We start from the raw sequence: 7,867 nt of genomic DNA on the forward strand, positions 1-7,867 counted from the left end.
CATCGTCGAGGCCTTCGTCGATGTGAAGAAGATCTTCAAATCGCTGATAGGGATTACGCTGGACAGTGCGATCTTCTATCAGCAAACCTTTCTGGAGAACGGTAAGATGGTTCACGCTCTCCGGTTTTACTGAGGTGATTGTATGTCCATTTTCGATAAGATTTTCGATAAGAACAAAATGCTTCTTAAAAAGTATTCGAAGGTAGTCGATAAGATAAACTCCCTGGAGCCTTCGGTTAGTAAACTTCCTCAAGAGGAGTTCTTGAAAAGGACCGAAGAGCTGAAGAAAGCGGCCGAAAGCGGTCCTCTGGAGGACTTGATACCCGAGGCCTTCGCGCTGGTGAGGGAAGCGGCGAAGAGGACCACCGGTATGAGGGCCTTCGACGTGCAGCTTATGGGAGCCATGGCCCTGAACGAAGGCAAGATAGCCGAGATGAAGACCGGCGAGGGAAAGACCCTTGTCGCGACCATGCCGCTGTATCTGAACGCCCTTACAGGAAAGGGCTGTCACCTGGCAACCGTGAACGACTACCTGGCGAAGAGAGACGCCGGCTGGATGGGACCCGTGTACGAATATCTCGGGATGAAGGCCGGCTTCATACAGGCCAGCATGGATCCGGTCACCCGGAAGGAAGCCTACAATTGCGACATTACCTACGGCACGGCCAACGAGTTCGGTTTCGACTATCTCAGGGACAACCTGGTCTATTCGCTCGAGAACAAAGCTCAGCGCGGCCACAACTTCGTTATCGTGGACGAGGCCGACTCAATATTGATAGACGAGGCGAGAACGCCTTTGATAATCTCCGGACCGGCCGAAGACTCGTCCAGTCTCTACCGGCAGTTCGCCTTCTTCGCCAAGAGGTTTCAACAGGAAAAGGACTTTCTGGTCGACGAGAAAGACAGGACCGTCACCCTCACCGATGAAGGTATAGCCAAGGCCGAGAAATTGCTGCAGATAGACAACCTGTACGATCCGAGCAACTACGACTACCTCTTCCATCTGCTCAACGCCCTCAAGGCCATGACCCTGTACAGAAAAGAGGTCGATTATCTCGTGAGTCAAGAGGGAGAGGTCGTGATAGTGGATGAGTTCACGGGGAGACTCCTTCAGGGCAGAAGATACTCGGAGGGCCTACACCAGGCGATAGAAGCGAAGGAAAACGTTCAGATAAGACAGGAATCGATCACTTTCGCTACGATCACTTTCCAGAATTACTTCAAACTGTACGAGAAGGTCTCGGGAATGACCGGGACGGCCGCAACCGAAGAGTCGGAATTCATATCCATGTACAACACGCCGGTGGCAGTCGTTCCCACCAACCGCGAAGTTGTGAGAGGGGACAAGGAAGATCTGATCTACAAATCCCGTGAAGAAAAGGACGAAGCCATAATAGAGGAGATCGTAAGGAGATACGAAAAGGGTCAGCCCGTACTGGTAGGGACCACCTCCATAGAGAAGAGCGAACAGTTGAGCAATTTACTTCAGAAGAAAGGCGTGGCCCACGAAGTTCTCAACGCGAAGTATCACGAGCGCGAAGCCGAAATAGTCGCCAAGGCCGGTCAGGCCAAAACCGTCACCATAGCCACGAACATGGCCGGTAGAGGAACCGACATCAAGCTTGGCGAGGGAGTCGTGGATCTCGGAGGCCTCTTCGTGCTCGGAACTGAGCGCCATGAGAGCAGGAGGATAGACAACCAGCTCGTGGGCAGGTCTGGCAGACAGGGAGACCCCGGAGAATCCAGGTTCTATCTTTCGACGGAAGACGATCTGCTCAGGTTGTTCGGCGGGGAGAGAATGCAGTCGATAATGACGACCCTGAAGATCGAAAGGGGACAGCCCATCGAGCATCCGCTGCTCAGCAGAATCATATCCTCTTCACAGAAGAAGATCGAAGGGATACACTTCGAAATTAGAAAAAGGCTGTTTGAGCTCGACTCGGTCATGGACCAGCAGAGAAGCGCGATTTACGCCCACAGAGACTGGGTTTTGAAGGGCGAAGAACTGGATTCGAACATCTCTGAGATAATTCGCGACGTAGTTGAAAGAAGGCTCGATGGATTGCAGGAGATGCCGTCCAGAGAGGAGATCAGAAACTCCTTCGCCTTTCTGCCGCCCGATTCTCTGGCCCGCCTGAGCGAGTCGAAAACCGTCCAGGAATTGAAAGAGTCGGCCATAAAAAGCCTCGAAGATACTTACCAGGAGAAGAAGAAGTCCTTCGGCGAGGAGTTCCCCCAGGTCATGAAATACATAATGCTGAGGATGATAGACGAAAGGTGGCGCAGACACCTGGAAGCCGTAGACCACCTTAAGGATTCGGTGGGATTGAGAGCTTACGGCCAGAAAGATCCCGTGGTAGAATTCAAAAAGGAATCTTACGAGCTTTTCCAGCAATTGACGGATTCTCTTTACGACGATATAGCGAGCGCCATCGTCAGAATAGTGAAGGTCGATAGCGACAAGGCCCAGCAAAAAGCCGACAAGGAATTCAAGAACCTTCAGGCCGTACACTCGGAGTTCGGTACCGCCGATAAGAAATCCGATTCTACCGGAAAAAAGAAGGGCACCAAAAGGTTCAAGGTTAAGCGCTAGTACGGAGGTGTAATTTGATAAGTTACGAAATAAACTCAAAGATTCAGGAATTGAGAGACAAGTTCGACTCGATAAAGGGAACGCTTGATCTGGAGAGAATGAAGGAAAAGCTGAGGGAAATCGAGAACAAAATGAGCGATCCATCAATATGGAGCGATAAAAGGCAGGCCTCCCAGCTTGGAAAGGAAGCTCAGTCTTTCAGAAACACTCTTGAATTGTTGAAAGACGTGGAGGGTGAATTCGAAAATATCGATATCGCCGTTGAACTGGCCTCGGAAGATGAGAGCTACATCCACCACGTGGAGGAACTTGTCGCCCTAGCTTCGAGAAAAGTTAGAGAATTTGAACTAACCATTCTCCTCAACGGTAAGTACGACAACAACAACTGTTTTATATCGATCCATCCTGGAGCTGGTGGAACCGAGTCTCAGGATTGGGCTTCGATGTTGATGCGCATGTACACAAGATGGGCCGAAGCGAACAGATACAAAGTCACGATCGTCGATGAACTGCCCGGAGACGAGGCCGGTATAAAGAGCGTGACTCTGAACTTTGCCGGACCTTACGCCTATGGGAAGTTGAAGTTCGAGGCGGGAGTTCACCGATTGGTCAGGATATCCCCGTTCGACGCCAACCACAGGAGGCACACCTCTTTTGCGTCCGTCAGCGTCTTTCCCGAAATGGAGGAAATCCCGGAGATCGATATAAGGCCCGAAGAACTCAAGATAGACACTTACCGCTCGGGTGGCGCGGGAGGTCAACATGTTAACAAAACCGATTCCGCCGTTCGAATAACTCATCTGCCTACGGGTATAGTGGTCGCCTGTCAGACGGAGAGGTCCCAACACCAGAACAAGGCCAACGCCATGAAAATGCTTTACGCCAAGCTTTTCGAAATCGAACTCGAGAAAAAGAGGAACGAAAAGCTAAAGCTAATGGGCGATCAGAAAGATATTTCCTGGGGCAACCAGATAAGATCCTACGTGTTCCAGCCCTACACTATGGTGAAAGATCACAGGACGGAAATAGAGACGGGAGACATTCAATCGGTCATGGATGGCGATATAGAAGAGTTCATCGAAAAAGAGTTGCTCTTCTTCTCTGCGATAGAGAAATCTCTTGAATAAATTTTTCGAAATGTTTGACATTGCCCATAAAAAAGTGGTATGATTACCTCAAGCGGAGTGAATTAGTTGTCAAGGCAATATGACGAACACCACAGGAGCGTAATGATTCACGAAGCGCTCCATTATTTGCTTTCTAAGCAAGAAGGCGGTCTTTATTTTGATTGTACCGCTGGAGAAGGTGGCCATATCAGAGCTATTCTTGAGGCCACCAAAGGTCTATCTAGAGTCGTAGGGCTCGATGTGGACCGGGAGGTTCTGGAGTTAGCGGAGCGGAACCTGAAAGATTATCAGGGATGCTTCCAGCTCTTCAATCTATCTTATGCTAATTTTGAAATTGTGTTGCGACAGCTCGGTGTTACCAAGGTTGATGGTTTTTTACTGGATGTGGGAGTCTCTACCTTTCAGTTGAAGTCTCTGGGAAGGGGTTTTTCCTACGATATCGACGAACCGCTGGATATGCGTATGGATCTTTCAAGAGAACTTACAGCTGAGCGAGTCGTGAACGGCTACAGTGAGAAGGACCTCGCGAGGATAATTTTCGAGTACGGTGAGGAACAGAGGTTTGCGAGGAAGATCGCACGAAGCATCATCTCAAGAAGACCGTTATATTCCACTAAAGATCTCGTAGAGGCTATCAAGAAGGCGATACCACCGGCCGAGAGGTACAAAAGAAAGAGTCATTTCGCAACCCGCACTTTTCAGGCTATTCGGATTGAAGTGAACGATGAGCTGGAAAACATCGAGAAGGCACTGAGGGCAATTCCCTGTTATCTTAATCCAGGCGGTCGTGTTGTAATTATTTCTTTTCATTCTCTGGAAGACGGTATAGCTAAAAGGGTGTTTAGAGAAAAGATGGACATTGAGTTGAAGATACTTACGAAGAAACCCCTATTGCCGTCTAAAGATGAGATTGATCTCAATCTACGGGCAAGAAGCGCAAGATTGAGGGCAGCGGAGCGGATTTGAAGGGAGGAACATCTCGTGCAATCTATTACAGCGAAGCGGAAGCCACTGGTACATGAAAACGAACAGGCCTTGGTTAGCAGTGACGCAAAGGGTTTGTTTGGTTTTTTGCAGGTTCTGATTATCTTTCTTTCCCTGGCAGTTTCAGTCACTCTTCCATTCTATTTCGGCAATGAGGCCGATAAGATCTCTGAGTTGGTAAGACAAAAAGAACAGAACCTTGCGGTCATGGAATCTCGCCTGGAGAACGTAGTGCGAGAAATTTCTTATTTGGAGACTGTCGTAGGGATAAGGGCTGAAAAGTAGTTTTCTGTGAGGTGGATCTTAAATTCGAAATCTCACTAACAGAGTTTTTCTTTTGTACATAATTCTTGTGCTCTGCGTGGCGGTATTCGCTGTAAGAGCCGGTTATTTTTCGCTTTTCACCGAACCGGACATACCGGTCGTTGTCGGCATCAACCGTATCCCATCTTTAAGGGGATCGATTTATGATTCCGATGGGAAGTTGCTAGCGAGTGATTCGATCATCTACGAAGCCTGGCTGGATCTGGGTTATCTAAGGTTGTCGACTTCTACCGAACAGATAGAAAAGGTTTTGCGAAACATCGAAATCGCTTTCGGAATATCCTACCAATCTCTTGAAGAGAACCTTCACGGCACCAGGAGCTTCATGCTTCTCGGAACCTCTCCGACCAACGAGGAGATGATGAGAAAGATCACCCCCCTCACCAAGAGGTATATATCTCTGGAGATGCAGAGAGAGAGATTGACCTTCAAAGAGTACGGTCTCGACAGGATAATAGGCTCTCTGGATAAAGGCGGGGAACCCCTTAACGGGCTCGAGTTGCAGTACGACGAGATTCTTTCCGGAAAGAAAGACGGATTGATCAGACGGACTTTAACGGGCGCGAAGAGAGAAGAACCGACCAACGGGAGCGACATTTATCTCTCCATAGATATAGATCTCCAGAGAATGGTTTACGAAGAGCTCAAAAAAACCGTCGAAAAAAATATGGCCGATGGAGGGCTTGCCATACTTCTCGATAGCAAGACCGGCAAAGTACTCTCCTACGCCGGAACATACAACTGGGATCTCGGCTTGATGGGAATTTTCGAACCGGGATCGACCATTAAACCTCTGATCTATTCGCTTGCCCTCACAGTGGGAGCCATCAACGAAGAGATGACTTTCAGCTGCGACGGGAGGATACAACCGGTCCCTGGACTGAACATAGTCATACGCGACGTCGAAGGTGAAAGACACGGTGTCCAGACCTTCAGGGAGGCGATTATAAACTCCTGCAACGTGGCGACCGTGCAGGTCGGTGGAAAGATTTTCAACACTCTTGGAAGGAATGAAATGTACACCGCGCTTGAGAAAATAGGCTTTGGAAGGCTATCGGGAGTGGATCTTCCCGGAGAGACGCCCGGGATTTTTCCGCAAGCCTCTACCTGGTCGCTCATATCGCCTTACCAGTTTCCGATCGGTCAGGGTCTGGGTGTGAACATCTTTCAGATGGTCAAGGCTCTCAATGTCTTCCCGGCGGGCGGTCAGTTCATCGTTCCCACTTTTTTGAAAGCCATAAGGAACGAGGATGGATTCGTCAACGTTCCGAAGAAAGTCGATGGAATTCTCTTCTCCCCGGAACTGGTTGCAACGATGCTCCCCGTTCTCGAGAGCGTCGTCCTGAACGGTACGGGAACGCTCGCGCAGGTCGATGGGGTTAGAATCGCAGGAAAGACCGGAACGGCCCAAAAAGCCGGGCCGGGCGGGTACAACGAGGAAACTTACTACGCGCTCTTTTATGGATTCTTCCCGGTGGAAAATCCTTCATACACGCTGTACATCATGATCGACACACCGAAGGCCGGTGTCTATTACGGTGGCTCTGTGGCCGCCCCCATGTTCGCTTCGATAGTCAAAAAGATATACGGAATAGATGTTGAAAAAGAGAAGTACGAAGGAATATTCGGCTGGAAAATGCCGGATCTAACCGGCTATACACTGATTGACGTGAACGAGGTAAGGGAAATCTACGGAATCGACAAGCTCATCGTGCACGGGGCTGGGAAGGTCATGAGGCAGTTCCCCGAGTCAGGGCACCCTCTGGAAGACTACATAGAAGTATGGCTGGGAGTTGGAGAGACCGATGGTATTTGAGATGACCGGCGAGAGTCTGGTGCTGAAAGAGTTTTTCATATCGGCCAGAGCTCCGAACTGCCAGAGGATATCCTCCGATCACGACGAAAAAGAATACAAACTCAGAACGGTTATCTCCTCTTCGAATATGTTCGGCGAAACGGCCGTCAGGCTCGACGGTTTCTCCAGATGGAAAAAGGAAGAGAGGAAATCGGTAGAGAGACTTCTCAAATCGATCGGTTCATCGCCCGATGTCTTTGTGGATGGTTCCATAGATCCGGGCATCGAAAAGACAAAGGTATCTTTCGAGCTCCCCAAACCGTGGGAAGAGGAACGATGGATAGATCACGGGATCAACGTCGCCTCGCAGTTACAGATGAAGGCTACTCGCGATTCGATCAAGAGATTGATCGAAAAAGTCGGAAGAGATGAGATGAGGATCCTGAGCGAACTCGAAAAGCTCAAGGCCGTTGCCCGAAATATAACCGCCTCGATGGTCGACAGGTACGTGGTGAAGAATAGGGAGGTCGAAGTCGAGACTCTGGTCTTCACTTTTTTGAGCCGCGGTTCGGAGTTCCTGTCGTGTTTTGACTACAGGCAATTACCCTTCCCGCTGTTCTCCTCCGTACTCTCGAAGATCCTGATCGAGATAGGCACGGTGCTCGAACGTAAAAGCGCGGGGAACTCGCTCTCGTGGAGGGAAGTCAAATCGCTCTCCGAAGCGACCGGCATCTCGACATCGAGAATCTCGAAGATCGTAGGATTCAACTTCTCCGGCAGCGGCGACCAGAACACCGATATTACCGCTATGCTCGACCGGAAAAAGATCGCCGCTCTCCTGCTGTGCCTCCAGGATCTGGACGAGGAATTCAAAAGTGGCGATATAAACCAGGAGATCGCCTACTTCGCTCTTATAAAGTCTTCTTCGCAAGTGTAAGTAAAATGTCTGTAAATTTCTTTTTTTCAACATCATAAGGACGCCGTTCTAATTTGACAGTTCCAAAAGTCCATTGTACAATTGCTTTCGGCTAAATGTTTAGAAGG

Annotated in this window: 6 protein-coding genes; all 6 read left to right on the plus strand. The window is 49.5% G+C overall.

Annotation, left to right across the window (positions count from 1 at the left end):
* Positions 1–142: 142 nt before the first annotated feature.
* The 6 genes from secA (at position 143) to PKX57_RS10485 (ending at position 7,760) form a co-directional block, all read left to right on the plus strand.
* Positions 143–2,593: a preprotein translocase subunit SecA gene (gene secA / locus PKX57_RS10460; protein WP_472417189.1), complete on the plus strand. Its 2,451-nt coding sequence runs from the start codon at positions 143–145 to the stop codon at positions 2,591–2,593.
* Between the two features lie 14 nt (positions 2,594–2,607).
* Complete coding sequence (prfB, locus tag PKX57_RS10465) at positions 2,608–3,720, plus strand: peptide chain release factor 2 (protein WP_472417191.1); 1,113 nt, start codon at positions 2,608–2,610, stop codon at positions 3,718–3,720.
* A 66-nt stretch (positions 3,721–3,786) separates the two neighbouring features.
* The gene (rsmH, locus tag PKX57_RS10470; RefSeq protein WP_472417193.1) at positions 3,787–4,686 is read left to right on the plus strand and encodes a 16S rRNA (cytosine(1402)-N(4))-methyltransferase RsmH; all 900 of its coding nucleotides are present in this window, start codon (positions 3,787–3,789) and stop codon (positions 4,684–4,686) included.
* Between the two features lie 15 nt (positions 4,687–4,701).
* Complete coding sequence (locus tag PKX57_RS10475; protein ID WP_472417195.1) at positions 4,702–4,989, plus strand: hypothetical protein; 288 nt, start codon at positions 4,702–4,704, stop codon at positions 4,987–4,989.
* A gap of 52 nt (positions 4,990–5,041) precedes the next feature.
* Positions 5,042–6,844: a penicillin-binding transpeptidase domain-containing protein gene (locus PKX57_RS10480; protein WP_470745861.1), complete on the plus strand. Its 1,803-nt coding sequence runs from the start codon at positions 5,042–5,044 to the stop codon at positions 6,842–6,844.
* Positions 6,834–7,760, plus strand: a complete 927-nt coding sequence (locus tag PKX57_RS10485) for a DNA polymerase III subunit delta (RefSeq protein ID WP_470745860.1) — start codon at positions 6,834–6,836, stop codon at positions 7,758–7,760. Before PKX57_RS10480 ends, PKX57_RS10485 begins: the two co-directional genes overlap by 11 nt.
* The last annotated feature ends 107 nt before the right edge of the window (positions 7,761–7,867 follow it).

The sequence above is a fragment of the Mesotoga sp. genome (genome assembly GCF_035363035.1).
In the GTDB taxonomy this organism is placed as follows: Bacteria; Thermotogota; Thermotogae; order Petrotogales; family Kosmotogaceae; genus Mesotoga.